The organism is Streptomyces macrolidinus, assembly GCF_023887685.1.
GTDB lineage: Bacteria > Actinomycetota > Actinomycetes > Streptomycetales > Streptomycetaceae > Streptomyces > Streptomyces macrolidinus.
This window is the reverse complement of sequence record NZ_JAMWMR010000024.1, coordinates 69,683-88,218: the sequence shown is the minus strand read 5'-3', so window position 1 is coordinate 88,218 and position 18,536 is coordinate 69,683. Positions and strand designations below refer to the sequence as shown.

The 18,536-nt window shown below is 68.3% G+C and carries 15 protein-coding genes, 1 tRNA gene and 3 pseudogenes; 7 read left to right on the top strand and 12 right to left on the bottom strand.

The window, feature by feature from the left end; translation table 11 throughout:
- Window positions 1-193: 193 nt before the first annotated feature.
- Entirely contained in the window at window positions 194-1,330 is a 1,137-nt protein-coding gene (locus NGF19_RS23625) for an acyl-CoA dehydrogenase family protein (RefSeq protein WP_252427285.1), read from the top strand.
- Here NGF19_RS23625 and NGF19_RS23620 read toward each other — a convergent pair whose 3' ends face one another.
- Both NGF19_RS23620 and NGF19_RS23615 read right to left on the bottom strand, forming a co-directional pair.
- Complete coding sequence (locus NGF19_RS23620) at window positions 1,331-2,167, bottom strand: SDR family NAD(P)-dependent oxidoreductase (protein WP_252427283.1); 837 nt, start codon at window positions 2,165-2,167, stop codon at window positions 1,331-1,333.
- Window positions 2,168-2,306: 139 nt separating this feature from the next.
- Entirely contained in the window at window positions 2,307-3,506 is a 1,200-nt protein-coding gene (locus NGF19_RS23615; RefSeq protein ID WP_252427281.1) for an MFS transporter, read from the bottom strand.
- Window positions 3,507-3,609: 103 nt separating this feature from the next.
- Here NGF19_RS23615 and NGF19_RS23610 point away from each other — a divergent pair, with 103 nt between their 5' ends.
- Both NGF19_RS23610 and NGF19_RS23605 read left to right on the top strand, forming a co-directional pair.
- On the top strand, window positions 3,610-4,449 hold the full coding sequence (locus NGF19_RS23610) for a helix-turn-helix transcriptional regulator (protein WP_252427279.1): 840 nt from the start codon (window positions 3,610-3,612) through the stop codon (window positions 4,447-4,449).
- A 77-nt stretch (window positions 4,450-4,526) separates the two neighbouring features.
- Window positions 4,527-5,126 carry a GNAT family N-acetyltransferase gene (locus NGF19_RS23605; RefSeq protein WP_252427277.1) on the top strand — a complete coding sequence of 200 codons (600 nt, stop codon included), beginning with the start codon at window positions 4,527-4,529 and terminating at the stop codon, window positions 5,124-5,126.
- Window positions 5,127-5,470: 344 nt separating this feature from the next.
- On the opposite strand, the gene NGF19_RS23600 is transcribed toward NGF19_RS23605, so the two are convergent.
- Window positions 5,471-6,001, bottom strand: coding sequence for a GNAT family N-acetyltransferase (locus NGF19_RS23600; RefSeq protein ID WP_252427275.1), 531 nt, complete (start codon window positions 5,999-6,001; stop codon window positions 5,471-5,473).
- Between the two features lie 112 nt (window positions 6,002-6,113).
- On the opposite strand from NGF19_RS23600, the gene NGF19_RS23595 reads away from it, so the two are divergent.
- A complete protein-coding gene (locus NGF19_RS23595) occupies window positions 6,114-6,788 on the top strand; it encodes a class I SAM-dependent methyltransferase (RefSeq protein WP_252427273.1) in 675 nt (224 codons plus the stop codon).
- On the opposite strand, the pseudogene NGF19_RS23590 reads toward NGF19_RS23595, so the two are convergent.
- From NGF19_RS23590 to NGF19_RS23570, 6 genes and pseudogenes are all read right to left on the bottom strand, one after another.
- Window positions 6,737-7,340 (bottom strand): annotated as a pseudogene (locus NGF19_RS23590) (hypothetical protein). The gene NGF19_RS23595 and the pseudogene NGF19_RS23590 overlap by 52 nt on opposite strands.
- Window positions 7,341-7,697: 357 nt before the next feature.
- A pseudogene (locus NGF19_RS23585) lies at window positions 7,698-8,050 on the bottom strand (hypothetical protein); the annotation flags it as partial.
- Window positions 8,051-8,285: 235 nt separating this feature from the next.
- Complete coding sequence (locus NGF19_RS23580; protein ID WP_252427271.1) at window positions 8,286-8,786, bottom strand: peptidylprolyl isomerase; 501 nt, start codon at window positions 8,784-8,786, stop codon at window positions 8,286-8,288.
- Between the two features lie 292 nt (window positions 8,787-9,078).
- On the bottom strand, window positions 9,079-9,705 hold the full coding sequence (locus NGF19_RS23575) for a hypothetical protein (protein WP_252427269.1): 627 nt from the start codon (window positions 9,703-9,705) through the stop codon (window positions 9,079-9,081).
- Between the two features lie 122 nt (window positions 9,706-9,827).
- Window positions 9,828-10,244 carry a DUF6234 family protein gene (locus NGF19_RS31165; RefSeq protein ID WP_372505741.1) on the bottom strand — a complete coding sequence of 139 codons (417 nt, stop codon included), beginning with the start codon at window positions 10,242-10,244 and terminating at the stop codon, window positions 9,828-9,830.
- Window positions 10,245-10,335: 91 nt separating this feature from the next.
- A complete protein-coding gene (locus NGF19_RS23570; protein ID WP_252427267.1) occupies window positions 10,336-11,250 on the bottom strand; it encodes an aminoglycoside phosphotransferase family protein in 915 nt (304 codons plus the stop codon).
- Between the two features lie 336 nt (window positions 11,251-11,586).
- Here NGF19_RS23570 and NGF19_RS23565 point away from each other — a divergent pair, with 336 nt between their 5' ends.
- On the top strand, window positions 11,587-12,753 hold the full coding sequence (locus tag NGF19_RS23565; protein ID WP_252427298.1) for a methyltransferase: 1,167 nt from the start codon (window positions 11,587-11,589) through the stop codon (window positions 12,751-12,753).
- On the opposite strand, the gene NGF19_RS23560 is transcribed toward NGF19_RS23565, so the two are convergent.
- A complete protein-coding gene (locus NGF19_RS23560; protein ID WP_252427265.1) occupies window positions 12,689-13,618 on the bottom strand; it encodes a LysR family transcriptional regulator in 930 nt (309 codons plus the stop codon). The genes NGF19_RS23565 and NGF19_RS23560 overlap by 65 nt on opposite strands.
- A gap of 95 nt (window positions 13,619-13,713) precedes the next feature.
- Here NGF19_RS23560 and NGF19_RS23555 point away from each other — a divergent pair.
- Both NGF19_RS23555 and NGF19_RS23550 read left to right on the top strand, forming a co-directional pair.
- Window positions 13,714-14,876, top strand: a pseudogene (locus NGF19_RS23555) (nuclear transport factor 2 family protein).
- Between the two features lie 122 nt (window positions 14,877-14,998).
- Window positions 14,999-15,072, top strand: a tRNA-Ala gene (locus NGF19_RS23550).
- Between the two features lie 558 nt (window positions 15,073-15,630).
- Here the strand turns inward: NGF19_RS23550 and NGF19_RS23545 are convergent.
- Together NGF19_RS23545 and NGF19_RS31025 are read right to left on the bottom strand one after the other, a co-directional pair.
- Window positions 15,631-16,608, bottom strand: coding sequence for an SGNH/GDSL hydrolase family protein (locus tag NGF19_RS23545; RefSeq protein ID WP_252427263.1), 978 nt, complete (start codon window positions 16,606-16,608; stop codon window positions 15,631-15,633).
- A 241-nt stretch (window positions 16,609-16,849) separates the two neighbouring features.
- Window positions 16,850-18,397 (bottom strand): endonuclease/exonuclease/phosphatase family protein, encoded by a 1,548-nt coding sequence (locus tag NGF19_RS31025; RefSeq protein WP_252427261.1) that lies wholly within the window; start codon window positions 18,395-18,397, stop codon window positions 16,850-16,852.
- Window positions 18,398-18,536 lie beyond the last annotated feature (139 nt).

Below are 18,536 nucleotides of genomic sequence, written 5' to 3'. Positions count from 1 at the left end.
GGGGGGCGCGGCCTGCACGGGGTCGATGTCGTGTCCGCTGCGCGGCCTCGGCCGGAATCACGCCGGTCGGCTGTGCGGGGGTGGGGAAGCGTACGACTTCTCGCTACAGTGACGCTGGCTCGGCACCGACAGCGAGGAGCGACCGTCCATGGCGGACTCGGCCGGATTACATGTCAGCCCGGAATGTCCCGCGATGCTCGAACGAATCGACGCGCTCGGCGGGGCACTTGAGGCGAACGCGGACGCGGCCGAGGAACTCGGCAGACTCACCGAGGACATCGCGCGGGCGTTGCTGAACACCGGGATCGTCCGGGCCGGACTGCCCGAGGACCTCGGTGGCTACGAGTTCTCCCCGCGCCAACTGATCGAGACGATCGAGCGGGTCAGCTATCACGATGCGGCGGCCGGTTGGACGATGATGGCGCTGCAGATGGTCACCGGTACCACCGCTGCCTATCTCGGTGCCGTCGCGGCGGCCGACCTGTTCCCCGACCCCGCCGGTGGGAACCACGCGTTGCTGGCAGGGCACGGCACCCGGCCGGGCCACGCCGTCCCGGTGGGCAACGGCTATCTGGTCAGCGGCAGTTGGCAGTTCGCCTCCGGAGTGGCGCACGCCACGCACATCCACAGTGCGATCCAGGTCGAGGGCACCGGGGAGTTGCGGGTGCTGGCGATGCCGAAGTCGCAGGTGGAACTCGTCGACAACTGGGATGTGCTCGGGCTGCGCGCGACGCACAGTATCGACTACCACTGCGCCGATGTGTACGTACCGGCGACGCACACGTATCTCGCCACGACGACAACTCCCGCCCACGGAGGCGCGATCTACCGCCTCGGCTTGGTCAACATGTCCGCGATCGGACACACCGGCTGGGCGTTCGGCGTCGGACGGCGCCTGCTCGACGAGCTGAAGTCGGTCGCCGCGGCCAAGACCGGGACGCGCAACGCGGTCGTCGACACCGCGCAGTTCCACACGGAGTACGCGACCGCCGAAGCCAGGCTGCGGGCCGCGCGGGCGTGGGCCACGGAGGTATGGCAGGACATCGAACGCACCCTGGACGCGGGCGAGTTGCCGAGCACCGAACAGGACACACTGCTCAGGCTGGTGCTCAACCACGCTACGCGGACCGCGTACGACGTGGGGCAGACGGTGCATCGATGGGCGGGGACGACGGCGATCCGGCGCGGGCCGATCGACCGGTTCCTGCGTGATCTCGGCACAGGTACGCAACACGTCACCTCCAGTCCGATGGTTCTGCAGAACTGCGGGAAATGGCTCACGGGTACACAGCCCCAAGCCCGTTGGGAGTTCCTCGACTTGGCGCCGTGATCAACAGGCCGGTGCGGTACGAGGGAAGGGCGTGCCCGTGAGGGCGGCACTGGTGGACCGCAGGGCGAGGCGGGCTTCTTCGTCGTACGCCTGGTAGTGGGCGCGTGTCTCGTCGGCGCGGTTGAGGTAGCGGCCGGTGCGGTGCGCGTACCGGGGGTCCTCGATGAGACGCAGGAGGTTCTCGACGCCTTCGGCGACGCTGCTCTGCGGTGTGTAGAGAGGGGTGACGATCTTGGTGGGCATGTACGAGGCCGGGTGGAGGGCGTTGACGGTCACGCCGTCGTTCTCCAAGGTGGCCGCCAGGTCGAAGGTGAACATGATCTGGGCGAGTTTGGCCTGGCAGTAGGCCTGTTCGCCGCTCCAGCGCTGCCGCAGCATGATGTCGTCGAAGTCGATGGCGGCCTGTCCTGCCGAGGTGACGTTGATGATGCGGGCGGGGGCGTTGCGGGCCAGGATCGGGGCCAGACGGGCGCTGAGGATGTAGCAGGCGAGGTAGTCGACCTGGAAGGTCAGCTCGTGGCCCTCCTGGCTCTCGCGGCGTTGCAGTTCGACGCCCATACCGGCGTTGTTGACCAGGGTGTCCAGCCGGCCGTGTGCCGGCAGGCGGGTGGCGAGGTTCTGGATCTCCTTCAGGCAGGAGAAGTCGGCCGTCTCGTAGCTGAGGTTGCGGTTGCCGGTGGAGGCGCACAGCTCGGCCAGAAGCTGGTCGCCTTTGGCTCTGCTGCGGCCGTGCAGGATCAGGGTGGCGCCGCGGAAGGCGAGTTCTTCGGCGACGGCGCGGCCGAGGCCGTCGGTGGCTCCGGTGAGGAAGATGGTGCGGTCGCTGAGGTCGGTCATCTGTCGGCCCTTCGGTGAGTGGTGTTCTGCGCGGGTGCGGTACGGGTGTGGGGTGCGGGTGGGGGTACGGGTGAGGTGTGCAGGTGGAGGTACGGGTGCGCGGTGGTGGGGCCCGCATGTGCGTGCCTCTTCGCTTCGTTCAGTACTTCGGGGTCGGGCGCGGGATCAGCAGGTGGACGACGGCGGCCAGGAGTGCGATGCCCGCACCGGTCAGGCACAGGACACGGGCGGTGACGCCGTCGTCGAGCAGGATGCCGCCGAGGGCCGCGCCGAGGGCCTGGCCCAGGTAGATGCCGGAGGAGTTGAAGGAGATGACGACGCTGGGCAGCGTCGGTGCCAGCTCGGTGAGCCGGTGGTTGTTGGGGGTCGAGGCGGCCCAGCCCGCGGCGCCGTTGAGGACCATGACGATCAGCACGGCGACGAACGAGGTGCTGATCGTCAGCGCCGCGAGGGTGGCGATCAGCAGGGCGATGGCGAGGGTGAGGGTGCGCTCGGCGCCCAGGCGGTCGGTGAGCCAGCCGCTGCCGAAGGAGCCGAAGACACCGCCGATGCCCCAGGCGAGCAGGGCGGCGGCGAGTCGGGTGCCGTGGATGTCGGCGATCTGTCCGAGCACGGTGGCGGTGTAGGTGTAGATCAGGATGCCGGCGCCACTGGTCAGGAGCATGAAGGCGACCATGGCGATGACGCGGCGGTCGGCCATGACGGCGAAGCGCTGGGTGAGGGGTGTCGCGGGCGCGATGGGGAGTCCGGGCAGGACGACCAGGACGCCGAGCAGGGCGAGCGCGCCGACCGCGGCGACGAAGACGAGGCTGGCCTGCCAGGACAGATGCTGTCCGATAAAGGTGCCCACGGGGACACCGAAGACGGTGCCGACGGTCAGGCCGCCCAGGATCACCGACAGTGCGCGGCCCCGGTGGGTGGGTCCGGCGAGCGTGGCCGCGGCGGCGGAGGCGTTGGGGGTGTAGAGGGCCGCGCCGAGTCCGGCGATGACGCGGGCGGTGAGCAGCAGGGTGAGGTTGGGTGCGGCGGCGGAGGCGAGGTTGGCGAGGACGAACAGGGTGAGGGCGACGGCGAGGAGGGGCTTGCGGGGCAGTCGGCTGGTCAGTACGGCGAGGAAGGGTGCGGCGAGGGCGTAGGTGAGGGCGAAGGCGGTGATGGTCTGGCCGGCGGCACCGGTGGAGATGTGCAGGCCGTCGGCGATCTGGGGCAGGATGCCGGCCAGGACGAAGGAGTCCGTTCCCATGGCGAAGGAACCGAGGGCGAGTACGGCAACGGGCTTGTCCCAGGCGGGAGTTGACGGTGCCGGGGCGGGGATCGCGGTGCTGGTCGTTGTGGTCACGGGACGAGAATGCGGCGTCCGGCGAAGGGGGTACAGAGGGGCGATCATGCTGGTGTAATGACCACCAGGACAGGCGTGGAGAGAGGGTGCTTGTATGGCGGGCATGCAGCGTGAGCTTCTGGCGGCGTTCCTCAAGTCCCGGCGGGGCATGCTCTCTCCTGAGCAGTTCGGCCTGAACCCGGGGTCGCGGCGCCGTACCCCGGGGTTGCGGCGCGAGGAGGTCGCCCAGCTCTCCGGGGTGAGCCTGACCTGGTACACGTGGCTGGAACAGGGCCGGGACATCCGGGTCAGTCGCCAGGTCCTCGAAGCCCTCGCGCAGACACTGAAGTTGACTCCGGCCGAGCGGCGGCATCTGTTCACGCTGGCGGAGACTGCGTTACCGGCCGAGCAGCCTCAGCCGCAGTCGGGGACCATCAGCCCGACCCTGCGGAAGCTGGTGGAGTCCCTCGACCCGAACCCCGCGCACGTCACCAACGACTACTGGGACCTGCTGGCCGCCAACCGCGCCTACGCGACCCTCGTCGGCGGCCTCGAGCACCTTCCTCCGCAGGAGCGCAACAGCATCTGGCTGCTGTTCACCCGCCCCCAGATGCAGTCGCTGCTGGTGGACTGGCAACGCGAAGTCCGCGACATCCTCGGCCAGTTCAGGATCGCCGTCGGCAAGCATCCTGAGGACCCACGCCCCCAGGAGCTCATCGACACTCTGACCAAGACCAGCAGCCAGTTCCGCACGCTATGGTCCGAGCACCCCGTACAGGCGTTCCGGCCCACGACGAAGCGCTTCAGCCACCCCACGGCAGGGCAACTGAACCTGAACTACACGAAGTTGGACGTGGCGGAGAGCCCCGGCCAGCATCTGGTGGTGTTCATGCCCGTCACCGACACGGACGAGCAGGCGCTGACCCGCCTGGTCACCGACTCCCCCGAACCGCCCCTGTTGTAACCAGCGTCTCCGGTGACCTGGCGGCTTGGGCCGATAACGGGAGGACACCGGACGGAGTGGCCGGGCACAATGCGGCCATGGCTGATCATGCGAGTAGCGCTCCCCACCCCGACTTCCTCGACAAGCCCACGCTGAGCGGGGATCGGGTCCTGCTACGGCCGGTCACGGTGGATGACGTACCCGCGCTGATGCCGATGTTCCAGGACGCGGAGACCTCACGGCTGACCGGCAGCCATGACGACGGCGAGCTCGACGAGGCACGGATACGCACCTGGTACGACACCCGTGGGACTCAGGACGACCGGCTGGACCTCGCCGTGGTCGAGCAGACGACGGGGAACGTCGTCGGCGAGGTGGTTCTCAACGAGTGGGACCCGGACAACGAGAGCTGCAACTTCCGCATCTGTCTCGTACCCGGGAGCTACGGGCGGGGCCTGGGGACGGAGGCGACCCGGCTGATCGTCGGACACGGCTTCCAGAAGCTGGGCCTGCACCGCATCTCACTGGAGGTCTACGCCTTCAACCCGAGGGCTCGCCGGGCCTACGAGAAGGCGGGATTCGTCACCGAGGGTGTCCTGCGCGACGCGCTGCTGTGGGAAGGCACGTGGGTGGACGCGACGGTGATGTCGATCCTGGCACCGGAGTGGTTCCGACGCGAGCAGGCTGACGGGGCCTGAGCGCGGCTCTCCAGGGGCGGCCGTGGTCGGTGGCGATGGCCACCGCGGGCAGGCCGGTGGATGTCAGCGCGTAGCAGCTCATGAATCCGGGTGGGTGCCGATGAAGTACTGGCGGGGCAGGTCGACTTGCGGTTGGAGGGAGAGGAGCCAGCCCCCGGTCAGGTGAATGTGGCGTACGGCCGCTACCCGTGCTGGAGGGGTCACGGCCTGGCCACCCGCGCGGTCCTCCTGGCGTCCGAGTACGCGGCGAGCCAGGGTGGGACGGAGGCGGTGATCCAGGCGGAGCCGCGCACGGTTCGACTGGTACGTCCGGGAGTTGCGAGCGGGTACCCGCTCGGCCGCGGTCACTCACCCTCCGCGACCGGCCCGCAGATCTTCTCCATGAGAGTGAACGACTTGGGTACGCCCCCCGGCTGCGGCTTGCCTGCCTTGTGGCCGACGACCCGGTAACCGGCGCCCAGGTAGTAGGAGTTGAGGCGCGCGTTGCCCGCGAGACAGTCCAGACGCACGAACGCGCGCCCCGCCGCGGCAACGCGGCGCTCCGCGGTACGCAGCAACAACCGCCCTGTCCCCGGCCGGGCGTTGCTCCGGTCCACCATCAGCCGATGCACGTACCCGGCCACCGGCGGCTGCGGCCCCCACGCGTCCTCGTCCTCCCACCACAGCTCCCACGCTCCGGCCACGCGGCCATCAGCCTCGGCGAGCCAGATCTCACCGTTCTCCATGACCCTGCGAAAGTCGCCCTCAGCGAGCTGACCGGGTTGCCACTGACCGGTGATGCCGTGGGCGAGCATCCAGCGGGCCGCATCGTCACGCAGCCGAACGAGGGCGGCGAGGTCGGCCTCTTCGGCGAGCCGGAAGCGAAGATCGTTCACGTCACGATCCTCGCATGGGCGGCCGATTCCTGGTGCTCAGTGCGGGCTGAACGGCACCACCTGTACGTACCGAACCTGGCTCTGCTCGGCGCCGGGGACTACGGTCGTGGGCATGATGGACCACGATGCTCTCAGTGTCACCCGTGAAGCCTACGATGCTGCCGCCCCCGTGTACGCGCAGATGTTCCGCGACGAGTTGCGTAACAGGCCCTTGGATCGTGCGATGTTGGCTGCCTTCGCCGAGGTCGTCAGCGCGAGTGGGGACGGTCAGGTCGCAGACCTGGGGTGCGGGCCTGGCCATATCACCGCCTACTTGCAGGAGTTGGGGCTTGCGGTGCGCGGCGTCGATGCCTCCTCTGCGATGATCGAGTCGGCTCGGCAGACGTACCCCGGCCTGCGGTTCGACGTGGGCTCGATGGCTGCGCTGGACATCGCTGACGGCGCGCTCGGAGGCGTGCTCTCCCGTTGGTCCATCATCCACACACCGCCGCGTGAACTCCCCGTCGTCCTGGCGGAGTTCCACCGTGTGCTGGCGCCTGGCGGCCACCTCCTGATCGGCTTCTCCGCCAGCGAAGGCCCGTCCCACCCGACGCAGGTCTTCGACCATGCAGTGGCACCGGCCTATCGGTGGTCGCCGGATCACCTCGCCGCGATGTTGCGCACGGCCGGTTTGGCCGAGGTAGCCCGGATGGTTCGCGAGCCTCAGCCCGCCGACCGGCGGCAGTTCAAGGAGATCTACCTGCTCGCCCGTAAGTCCGAGGCGGACTCTGCCCAGTTGGGCACATGACCATGCCTCGGCCTGCCGAACGGCTCCAGGGACCGGGCGAAGTCGGCAAGCGCGTGGAAGTCGTTCTCGCGCAGACCGACCCGCGGGTCGACGTGGTGCAGAAGCCCCGACCCGTGATGGTGGGCGGTCACGTAAGCCTGGTCCAGATCGCTCTGTTCGTCGTCCACCCAAGCGAACGGATGCCCGTTGGCGTAGTCCACCAGGGGACCGGTCTTCCAGTGGATCCCGTCGGGGCGTTCCCGCAACAGTGCGTCGCCGAAGTCGACGAAGGGGAGTTCGGGCAGGCCGAGCACCGGAGCGATCCACCGATTAGCGTCGTCCATCCACGTGGTGGCCCAGCACAGCTCGTAGCCGATCCGCAGCAGAGAAGGCCCGTGCTCCGGGCCAGACCCGCAAAGGTCGCCTCCGGGTCGAGAACCCTCCATGTTCCCCTCGCGTTCCGCCGCCCCGAGGCACTCTGAGCGTGGTGTAGCCGTCGGGACGCCTCTCCGGCTGGGCGGCATACGGGTTGAGGGGACCGTCGACGTCAAGGAACAGTAGTGGTCGGTTCACGCTCTCCCCCGGCCCTGCTCACCATCGGCTGCTCCCACGATCCCACTGGTTCGGCCGGTGGCCGGTGGGATCCTCTCGGTCTTCGAGCGCGCCCATATCCCTTGGGCGGCGACGGTGGGGAACAAGAGGGGGTTCATGATGTCGTTATCGTGACAGGGATCGCCGTACTGGTGAAGGGAGTTCGCGGGTGGGGTGTGCCTCGCACAGCCGCCTCCGCGGAGAGTACGAAGGCCTCCGGCCGTCCTTGTACGTGGGACGCCGGAGGCCTCAAGTCGGTGGCGAGGAGAGCGATGAGGCTAGTTCGATGAGTGATGAGAAGGAAGCCTCTTCATGGCCTCGCCACGGCAACGTTAACAGTCACGCGGGAATCAGGTCACGCAGACTTTCGGGCGTGACGACACGCGACCGAGGGTGCAGCCCGTCGGGCTTCTCCAGGCCGATGTAGGTGACGGGCCCGCCGGGATCGTCGTCCCGTCCCACATGGTGGTGGTGGTCGCGTCGTCGGTCATCAGGTCGATGAGATAGCGCACCGTGAGGTGTTCGCGCTCGACGATGCCGCGCAGCAGCGTCGCGACCGTCACCCGGTTGCCCTCGACCCGGTTGGAGCTGGGATTCCCCGTCAGGTAGAGGTGCAGCCACTTGGCACACCACCGGCCGTCGGGCCCGCGCAGGAAGGCCAGCGGCAGCGCGACCCGGCCGGGACCGCGCAACAACGCCCAGGTGACCGTCAACGGCCTCTGGCACACGGGCGACGGCTCCGACACCCTCTACTGCCCCAATGGCTACAGCGCCGCCTACACCAAGGTCAATAACAACAACTAACCGTACGGGCTGGGTGATTTACCAACGCACGAACTCCGGTCCCCTTGCACGGGACCGGATTCGGATCAGAGCGCATCAAGCTTGGCGCAGGCCGCCAGTGCTCCCGCCGGCGGACCTGCCGTCTCACTCGACGATCTCGGCGCGCTGGATGACGACGTCCTCCTTCGGGACATCCTGATGTCCGCCCTTGGAGCCGGTCGCGACGGACTTGATCGCGTCGACGACCTCGCGTCCCTCCACCACCTCGCCGAAGACCGCGTAGCCCCAGCCCTGCATGTTCTTGCCGCTGTGGTTCAGCATGTCGTTGTCGGCGACGTTGATGAAGAACTGGGCCGTCGCCGAGTGCGGCTCCATCGTGCGGGCCATCGCCACGCTGTACTTGTTGTTCCTCAACCCGTTGTCCGCCTCGTTCTGGATGGCGGCGCGGGTGCTCTTCTGCTTCATACCGGGCGCGAAGCCGCCGCCCTGGATCATGAAGTTGTCGATGACCCGGTGGAAGACCGTGCCGTCGTAGTGGCCGTCCGTGACGTACTGGACGAAGTTCTCGACCGTCTTCGGGGCGTTCTCGGCGTCGAGCTGCAGAACGATGTCACCGTGGTTGGTGACCAGTCGGACCTTCGGCATGATGTTCTCCCTGGCGGTTCAGGCAATGGAATGATCAAGAGGCATTGTGGCAGCACACGCCTGAACACGAGGGCAAGGTGCGTGCGGCGTTCGGCGGATCCGGCAACTTCATCGATGCGAGCCTGGTCGGTCGGTCACGACCGTGATGCCGACGCTCCGGGCGTCGACGACCGTGCAGGGGATGACCGAGAGCGGGGCGCCGTCCAACTTCAAGCGCGCCGTGGCACGACCGGTTCAAGCGCGTCGTGGGTACGACCGGCCGGTACGCCCGTACCAGCCTGCGCTCCCGCACTCAGTTCCGCGGTGGCAGTGTCAAGGCGCGGGCAAGCGCATGGCCGACGGGCTCCGCGTGATCCGACAGCTGCCCGGTGGCCCAGCGGGTGGCCAGGTACAGGAAGTCGGCGAGATCCTTCTCCACCCCCGTCAGCAGGTGGCGAAGTTCCGTTACGGACACGTCGATCCACTGAGCGGTGTCCGCGTCGGAGTCGACGGTCAGGCGAACCGTGGGGCCGTGGCGTTCGATGGTGGGTGAGGGGTCGTGACCGAGCCACGCAGCGGAACCGTCACCGTCGAGGACGCCCCACCAGTCGCCTCGGTCCTCAAGCCCACTGCAACAGCCCGGCACAAGACGGGTACCGGTGATGCTGTCGATCACTTCCAACCCGCCCGCAGCGAACAGCGGTTCCCTGGTCAGCAGCCCGTGGAGGAAGCCACCGAGCGGATCGTCAGGGCGCGGTGGGCGGTCGGCTCCAGGATCGATGTCATTGCAGGCAGCCAGAGCCATCACCGCGGTACCGACGTCGTCCGGCGTCATCGCTCCGTCGAGCGCCAGGAAGCTATAGGGCTCGACTTGCGAGATCGGCCAGAGGTCAAAGCCCTCATGGCTGGGGATCTCCAGCCCAGGTCGAACAGTGATCACCCACCGATGATGCCGCAAGTCCTTCGCGGGCGCACGCCTTCGTGTCCGGAACAGCCGGGTCTACGCAAGCCCGACAGGGGTACCCCTCCTGCGCGCGATCAGCCTCAGCGGCCGGTGACATGTCACCGCGGGCGGCGTCGATGGGGCGGAGGAGGTGTGTGTTTGCTGCCTTCGCGTTGACACTCGTGCCAGCGGCGGCGGGCTCGCCGTAGGCGACGTCGTGTATGCCAACTCCCGACCCGGTTGCCGCATATGGTCGCCGCGCTGAGGATCAGCATCAGGACGAGGAGCGCGGCTATGAGTGCCTGAGATGCGCAGGCCACCGGCATGCCGGCGCGGAAGAGGCCGTAGCTCGCTGCCGTCAAGACGGTTGCCCCCACCCCCTCCGTCTGGAGGAACCGAGTCGCCGCGCTCGGAACCGTCTGCCCCTGGGCCGCCCACTGTCTCAGTCCCTCGGCGAACCAGAAGGCGGCCAGTGCTGCCGCGTCCAATGCCAAGAGCAGAACCGCCAAGCCGATATCCACCACCCGTATCAGCATATTCACCATGCTGATACGGGCGACAGCCGCACGCCTGAGTACGGCTACTCAAGTCCGGCCGTTCTCGTACCAGCGGTACAAGGCCGTTCGTTCAGCGGACGGTTGTGATGAGGCGCCGTAGTGCGTCGTGGGCAGGTGGTCCCCAGGTCGGTTTGCCGCCGGGGCGTCCATGGACGCCCGCGTCTCCGATGAGGATGCCTACGAGTGCGCGCAGCACCGCCCAGCCGCGGGCGCGGAGCAGGGTAGCCGCGTCCGCGGTCGGCTGGTAGGTGCCGTGGAAGTGGTCCATGGCTTCCTCCGGCAGCAGCAGCCACGGGGCGGCGAGGTCGCAGGCCGGGTCGCCCGTGCAGAGGTCGCCGAAGTCGATCACACCGCAGAAGGTCCCGTCTGCGGTGAGGATGTTGGCCGGGTGCAGGTCGCCGTGGAGCCAGAGGGCCGGGCCCGCCCACTCGGGGGCGGCCACCGCGTCCTCCCACACCGCGCGAACGGCCGCCGGGTCGGGGACCAACCCCAACTCGGCAGCCGAGGACAGCCACTTGGCGAAATATTCCGCGCAGTCGGTCAACGGGCCTCCGCGGCCTCGACCGGCCGGGGCTTCGGCGGGGGCAGGGTGGTGAAGGGCCGTCAGGAAGACGGCCAGGCTCTCGGCCGCCTCCGTAGCACGCGTCACCGGGACACGATCGGCAGGCGAGCCGGGCACCCAGGTCGTGACGATCCAGAGCCGCGGGAAGCGCTCGGAGGGCTCCCCGAGGCGCTGGGGGACGGGGACCGGCAGGGGGAGGCGTGGCGCGAGGGCGGGCAGCCAGGTGTGCTCCTTGTGCAGCAACGCGTCCGCGGACTGCGTCGCCCAGGGCAGCCGGACCGCGAGGTCGTCACCCAGTCGCCACAGTTGGTTGTCCCAGCCACGCGCCCCCAGCTTCAATGGGCGATCGACCAGGTCGGGGTGCTGGTCGCGGAGGAGATCCCGGATCAGCTCCGCGGTGATCTCGATCTCGGTACTGGTCATGCGCGGCAACCGTAGTCGGCGTCGACCGCCCCTCTCCTCCATTCGTACGTCGACTCCCGTTTCCTCCCTCGTAAGTGGCGTCCATATAGCGGAGTTTGCCTGTGCCCAGAGAGCTGTGGGAGCCTTTTGCCCCATCTCTCTGAAAGGGCTTGTCGTGACACCACTCGGCATGGTTCTCGGCGACTTCTCCTCTCGCGCTTCGACGCGGGAGCGGTAGTCCTGCCTGCCCTGACACGCGCGCCTGTGCGGTGACACAGGCCGTCTCTCTCGCTCCTCGTCGAAACGCTCTTCGTGCCCCTGCACGTCCAACGCACGCTTGATCACGAGGAGTTCGTGGTGTCCGTCATCTACTGGACCGAAGCCCACACGGCCCGTTCCGCCCGCTGGCATTCCGAGAGCGCCGCTTCGCTTCCCGGACGGGTCGTCGTCGCCGATGACCGTACGAAGGCGGCTACCGCCTACCGTCTGGCCTGCGAAGGCACGGCGTTGCTGTGGCGGGGCGACTTCCACAACGCGCGCCAGCTCCTGCGCGCGATGGGCCGCCGTATCGACCGCAAGCCTCCCCGCGCGGGTGACAGCCCGGGCGAGTCCTTCCATCTGCACCGCCGGGCCCGCAGCCACCGGGCCCGCGTGCTGGGCAGGCTCCTCGTGCTGTTGGAGGACGACTACTCCCTGGCTCTGCGCAGAGCCCCCGATGTGCGTCAGGCGTGCGTCGAGGCGTACGGCTCACCGCACGAAGCCATGGTGGTCTCCCTCACCGAACTGCTGGGTGTGATCGGCGCGCAGCAGTGGCGCGAGAAGGGTGTGGCGGTGCCCGCCATCAACGCTCGTATCCACCCGCACTACGGTGTGTTCTCCCCGGTCAGGGGCGAGTACGTCGACCTGGTCGCGCGGACGCCACTGCCCGCGTCGGTGGCCCACGGCGCCGGGCCTCGTACCGCGTTCGACCTCGGCACCGGGACAGGCGTACTCGCCGTCGCCCTCGCCCACCGCGGACTCGACCGCCTGGTGGCCACCGACATCAACCCGCGCGCCCTGTCCTGTGCCCGCGAGAACGTCCACCGGCTGAAGCTCACCGAACGCATCGATGTCGTAGGGCCTGGCCTGTTCCCCGACGGCCGCGCCCACCTCATCGTCTGCAACCCGCCGTGGCTCCCCGCCCGGCCGACCTCGGCGGTCGAGCAAGGCGTCTACGACCCGGACAGCGCCATGCTCCACGGCTTCCTGAACGGGCTGGCCTCCCACCTCGAACCAGGGGGTGAAGGCTGGCTCATCCTCTCGGACCTCGCCGAACACCTCGGTCTCAGGACGCGCAGCGCCTTGCTGACCGCCTTCCGCGCGGCGGGCCTGCGCGTGGTGGACAAGGTCGACACCAGGCCGCGGCATCCGCGTGCTTCGGACCGCACCGATCCCCTCCACGCTGCCCGCGCCGCGGAGGTCACATCGCTGTGGCGTCTGGCCGGTCCGGCGTCGCCGGGGTACGGACCGGGGCGAAGGCTGTGAGGAGTTGGTCGATCAGGGACGCTGTGCTGGGGTGGGGGTCGCGACGTGGTGTGATCGTGTAGATGCCACGGGTCGGGGGGTCGACGAGGGTCACCGTGGTGACGTCGGGCCGCAGCGCACGCGTCAGCACCCCGGGTATCAGCGCGATGGCGTGGCCGGTCGCGACCAGCGCCAGCTTGCCGGGCAGATCGGCCGCGGTGAGGTCGATACGGGCGCTGACTCCGGCGCGGGCGGCGTGCTGGCGCAGGAGCGCCGCCGAGCCGTCGTTGTCCTCGACCCAGGTCTGCTCGGCGAGCGTCCGCATGTGTATCGGGCCGCGCCCCGCCTCTGGATGGTCGACGGGCAGCGCGACGACCATGTCGTCCAGCCCGAGGAACCGGCGTTCGACCCGCGGATCATGGGGCAGCCCCGGCGGCGCGTCGGTGACGACGGCGATGTCGAGATCGCCGGTCATCACGCGATGGTGCAGTTGTGCGCTCAGGCCGGGGTGCAGGGTCCACCGGAGAGGTCCGTCCTGCTTCAGCAGGGAGCGGACGGCCTCGGGGACGATGCCTGCGGCGAGGGAGGGTGTGGCGCCGACGGTCAGCGGTCGGCTGTACGCCCCGTCGACCGCGTCTCGTACGGCACGTACGGCGCGGTCGGCCTCGTTGAGCGTGGCCAGTGCGTGGCGCCGGAACACCTCACCGGCAGGCGTCGGACGCACCCCGCGCGCATGGCGCTCCATCAACGGCACGCCGAGCTGCCGCTCCAGCCCGGCGATCTGCCGGGAGACGGCCGACTGCGTGTGATGCAGCTCGGCCGCCGCCGCCGACAGCGACCCAAGTCGGCACACTGTCACGAAGGTTCGCCACACCGTCAGGTCCATGACGCCAGTATGCCTCTACAGTATGCGAGTTCCGCAGGGCAGGCCTACGAACTCTGCGCTTGTCGCAGTCCTTGCGGTGCACCACGCTGGCAGGCATGACCACACCGCACACGATCGCCGTCCTCGGCCTGGGGCGCATGGGCGACGCGATCGCGACACGACTGGCTGCCCAGGGCTGGGACGTTGTCGGCTGGACACGCTCCGGACGTGCCTCAGCCACCGTCCGGACGACCAGCGATCCGAACGACGCCGTGGCCGAAGCGGACCTCGTGATCCTCGCGTTGTTCGACGGTCCGGCCTGCCGCCAAGTCCTCGACAGGGTCCGTGACTCGCTGCGAACGGACGCGATCGTCCTCAACACCAGCACCATCGCCCCCGCCGAAGCATCCGAGCTGGCCCGGCAGTTCGGCCCCTCGTACGTCCACGCGCCCGTACTCGGCTCTGTACCGGCGGCCTCTACCGGGGCCCTTCGGATCATCGCCGCCGCCGAGGCCGACCAGGACGCGCTTGATCGAGTACGCCCCGTTCTCACAACGCTGGGCACAGTAAGACGAGTTGATGGCGCCTGCACGGCTGCCGGGCTCAAGCTGATCGCCAACAACGGCCTTGCGGGCTCCGTTCTCGCACTGCGTGACTCACTGCGGCAGGCCGAGGCTCTCGGACTTCCCCGCGCCCAGGTGCTGGACATCCTCGAACTCTCCTCGCTCGGCGGGCTCGTGGCCCGCAAACGCCCATTCCTCATCGACCAACCCGACGCGTCCTCGGCAGAGTTCACGATCGGCGCGCTGGCCAAGGACATGGCTCTGCTGGCCGCCGCGTCCAACACCCCCTTGCGCAGCGCGGCCGGGGTGGCCGACACCCCTGCCGACCCTGAGGCCGACATCGCCGTCGCCGCCACAACCCCCGCCGTGGAGGACGCGGTACTCGAACCGCTCCGCGCCTACATCCGCGGACACGCCACCGGCGACCCCTCCCACTTCCGCGACGCGTTCCTGCCTACCGCCCACGTCGAGGGAGTCCGCAACGGAGCGTTCGTCTCATGGCCGTTGGACGAGTACTGCGCTCTCTTCCACGGCAGACCAGCCCGGACGAACCGACCCGCTCCCGCCGCATCGACGCCATAGACGTCCACGGCACCGTCGCGACCGCGACCATGACGCTCTCGCACGGCGCGGACACCTTCACGGACATCTTCCTGCTGGTCCATGTCGCCGACGGCTGGCGCATCGCGAACAAGGCTTACCACCGGTACTCCTGACCTCAGCGCAAGCGCGAGCTGCGCCCCGCCGAGTTCGCGGAACCGACTACGCGTGATCCGTCGTCGGCTCGCCAATCCGAGTGCGGCGCAGCGCAGTTGGCTCGTATGATCGTTGACGGGATGGGGCTCGTAGCGCAGAGGTTGTCGCGCCTTCATTGCGTGTGGGAGGACGTCGGTTCGAATCCGACCGGCCCCATCCCGTCTCAGCTCCGCTCATTCCCGGCGGGGCTGGTCGGGTACGGGGATGGCGGCCGCGGCGTCCAGAGTCATCAGAGCCCAGTTGCCGGACAGACACCTCCGCCGTCGACGCCGTCGTCACCTGCGGTCAGCAGCCACAGTCCCGTACGGTGGGTGCCTCGTCGGCGGGGTTGGCGGGTGCGAGTCGGCGCTGCTCCTGACCTTCGTCCTCGTCCAGGCGCATCGGGTAACGATCTCATGGTCGCAGCCGAGGGCGCATTCGAGGAGTTCGCGGTTCGAGGGATGCTTGCGCTGCCGCGATGCGGGAGCGAAGCGCCTCGGCCTCCTCCCGCAGGGTGTTGCGTCGCTCCGCGGTATCGACGGTAGCGATCAGCGATCAGCGATCAGATGGTGTCCAGGCGGGCTCTCGCCCGCACCGTCGTGCACGCCCGCGCCCACCTGACCGTCGGTCCACGGGCCGCCCGCCGGTGCCGCAACCTGCTGTGGGCACCGGCTTCGGTGACGTGACGGGCGAGGGACCTCGATCCCTGGGCGGGCAGCAGGAGTTGGTGCGGAATCAGCCCACGTCGATGGTGTCCAGCATCGCCGCGGCGACGTGGTCGGCCGCGTTGTGGTGGCCCCTGGCGTTGGGGTGTACGAGGGCAGGCTGGTCAGGGACGCGGGTGAAGATGCCCTCCACCCACTTGCCGGTGTCGCAAACGCTGTGGTTCCGGGAGGAGTTGTAGAGGTCGACGAAGCGGGCCGCGTCGTGCGCGCCGGCCGACTTCTCGATGACCCTGTTGAGGGGCTCCAGGACGTCCTGACGCAGCCAGTCCAGGTCGCCCGGAGTGATCGAGCCGAACTGTTCCAAGTCGTTGTACCGGCATGTGGAGGTGTCCTCGGGAATGATCGTGGGGTAGCCGACGGCCAGGATCTTCGCGTGCGGGGCACGCTCGTGAAGGACGGTGAGCATCTCGTCGTAGTCCCTGCTCACCCTGTTCAGCCTGCTGGGGATCTCGTCGACCAGTTCGTCGCGGCACGGAGTGCCGACACCGTCGCTGCCCGCGCCCAGTTGCAGGCACTGGAAGAGGATGGCGTCGAAGCCGAGGGTGTTGCCGCCCACGCCGACGGTGACCACGTCGGTGCCGGGGCCCACCGCCGCGGACTGGGGAGGCACCGCCGGGAACGGGTAGTCCGGGTCTTCGGAGAAGGGTGGCAGGTGACGCCCGATGGGCTCCTGGGCTCTGGAGGTGATGTCGTCGATGGTGGCGGCGCCGCAACTGACGTTGGTCAGGTCGAAGAGTGAGCCGAGGTCGCGGTCGATGACCTGCGGGTAGGACCGGTCGGTGCGCTCGCAGCCGTCGCGCGGGACTTCGAAGGTGTCACCGGCCGCGGGGATGACCCCGGCGGTGTAGGAGTCACCGAGGGCGACCCACTGGTGGGCTGCCGCCGCGGCGGCGTGTTGCGCGCCGACGACCTGCGCGGGCGCGAGGACGGCCGCGGTCAGAGCCGCGGCCGAACCCAGCATGGCCAGACGAGTCGGGAAGGTTGCCACGAATCCTCCAGAGAAACGGCATTGACGACGTTGTGACTCTAGAAGATTCGTCACGGATTGTGCAGCATTCCTACGGACAGTCACTCTCAAGTGGTGGGGCGGCAAGGGCCCGCTGGTGATGACGGGTTGAACCTCGGCTGAGGTCGTCGGCCGCTCCTGCGGGTGAAGCGCACACCGCGTCCCACCGCCGCGCCCCCTCCTGGAGAAGGAAGGAGGCGCGGCGGCACGGTCGTACGGCGGCTCAGGAAGCCGGCAGGGCGACCGTTCCGTACAGCGTCCAGTGGTCCGAGGAACCGTGCGTGCTGGACACCGCGCAACTCCTGAACGGCGCATTCCGCTGCGCGAAGATGTAATCGATCTTCATCGTCGCTTTGCCGTCATCGCCTGCGTTCGCCGTGGCCGGGCCCTTACGAGCGGCGTTCAGGTCTCCGAGCTGTGCGCACTCACGGTACGACGCGTACATAGTGCTCAGCACACCGCTGTTCTTGCCGTCGGAACCGCCCCAACCCGAGTCCGGCGGCACCGAGTTCAGGTCTCCACCGAACACCGTGTGGTAACCCGCGGGAGCCAGTTCGGTGATGCCCGTGAACTCCGCGGCCTGCTTCTTCCGGTAGACGCCGTCCGGATCGTCGAGCCCCTCACCGGCGCTGAAGTGGGAGGTGCACACCTGCACCGCACGCTCCGGCAGGTCCGCGCAGAGCGCCGGACGCTGTTCGGCCTTGGTGTCCTCGCCCTTCCATATGAACGAGACAGGGGACTGCAGCGTGTACCCCTTGTAATACGTGTTGGCGGCCGGCACGGCCAACGCCACTCCGAACGAGCCCCGGTCGAGTCCGTCCGCCTTGGCACATTCCTTCTGTGCCATCACACCGTATTGACCGAGGATCGATTCACCGAGCTGGCCCAGGCTGTACTGAGTCGGGGCGAAGCGCACATCCCACTCGCGTCCGGTGCGCGCCTCCAAGGCCTGCTCCACCGGCTTCGCGTGCTTCTCGCAGAATTCCTGGAAGAAGATCACGTCCGGCAGGATCTCGTGATCGCTGCCCGGCTGCGGCAGTCGAGCCGCGATCTCCGCGCTGACCTGGTCCTTGCCCGCCAGGTTCTCGTCCCAGCAGTTCGGGTTGTTGTTGGCGCAGACATTCCACGTCATGACGTTCAGGTCGGAAGCAGGCGCGGCGGCGGGAGTTGGAGCGCCTCCGCCCGTTCCGGCCTGACCCAGTCGCAGCAGCGTGAACCGCTCCCAACTGCCGACACTCGACGCGCGCGCCCGCAGCATGTCCTTGTCGTCGCCCTCAGAGGCGTGTTCGACGCTGATGTACTTCTCGTTGTCGCTGACCACCGACTTGAGGGCGATCTGCATCGGTCCGTCCGACTCGCGGGATTCGACAGTGAATTGCTGCCACGTCCCGATGGAACCACCTCTGGCCTGCATCATCCCCTTGTAGTTGTCGGTCGCTCCGAGTTCGCTCGTGGCGAAGAATCCGGTCGCTTCGGAACGCAGGGCTATGTTCTTTCCAGCATGATTGGTGTGCAGCGTGAATCGTTCCTTCGAGCCCACCGTGGAAGCATTCGCCGTCATCCGTCCGTTGTTGTCCGGGTCGACGGAGACATAGAGCCCATTGGCTTCGGATCTCAACGCATATCTCTCACCAGCGGATTTGGCGACATTCTCCGCATCCGCGGAGACCGTTGCCGCCTGAGCCGGTGCCGCGGGCAGGAGTGACAACCCCATCGCCAGCAGCAGGCCGGAAAAGAAAACGGACAATAACCGTCGCACTGACTGTTGCACTGCGCCTTCTCTCATTATCAAGTTCCTGTGGTGCCGTGGGAGTGTACTGTGCGGACGCCCTGAAATGGAGTGGTGAAGATCACGAGTGAAGATCACGGGTACGAAGTCGACTTCCGTACCTTCAAAATCAGTTGACATT

What these genes read in the sequence shown, in the direction of transcription:
- NGF19_RS23560 (WP_252427265.1), bottom strand. Translation starts at nt 13,618, where the DNA reads ATGGACCTGACGGTGTGGCGAACCTTCGTGACAGTGTGCCGACTTGGG.
- NGF19_RS23595 (WP_252427273.1), top strand. Translation starts at nt 6,114, where the DNA reads ATGATGGACCACGATGCTCTCAGTGTCACCCGTGAAGCCTACGATGCT.
- NGF19_RS23620 (WP_252427283.1), bottom strand. Translation starts at nt 2,167, where the DNA reads ATGACCGACCTCAGCGACCGCACCATCTTCCTCACCGGAGCCACCGAC.
- NGF19_RS23570 (WP_252427267.1), bottom strand. Translation starts at nt 11,250, where the DNA reads ATGACCAGTACCGAGATCGAGATCACCGCGGAGCTGATCCGGGATCTC.
- NGF19_RS23610 (WP_252427279.1), top strand. Translation starts at nt 3,610, where the DNA reads ATGCAGCGTGAGCTTCTGGCGGCGTTCCTCAAGTCCCGGCGGGGCATG.
- NGF19_RS23605 (WP_252427277.1), top strand. Translation starts at nt 4,527, where the DNA reads ATGGCTGATCATGCGAGTAGCGCTCCCCACCCCGACTTCCTCGACAAG.
- NGF19_RS23580 (WP_252427271.1), bottom strand. Translation starts at nt 8,786, where the DNA reads ATGCCGAAGGTCCGACTGGTCACCAACCACGGTGACATCGTTCTGCAG.
- NGF19_RS23625 (WP_252427285.1), top strand. Translation starts at nt 194, where the DNA reads ATGCTCGAACGAATCGACGCGCTCGGCGGGGCACTTGAGGCGAACGCG.
- NGF19_RS31165 (WP_372505741.1), bottom strand. Translation starts at nt 10,244, where the DNA reads ATGCTGATACGGGTGGTGGATATCGGCTTGGCGGTTCTGCTCTTGGCA.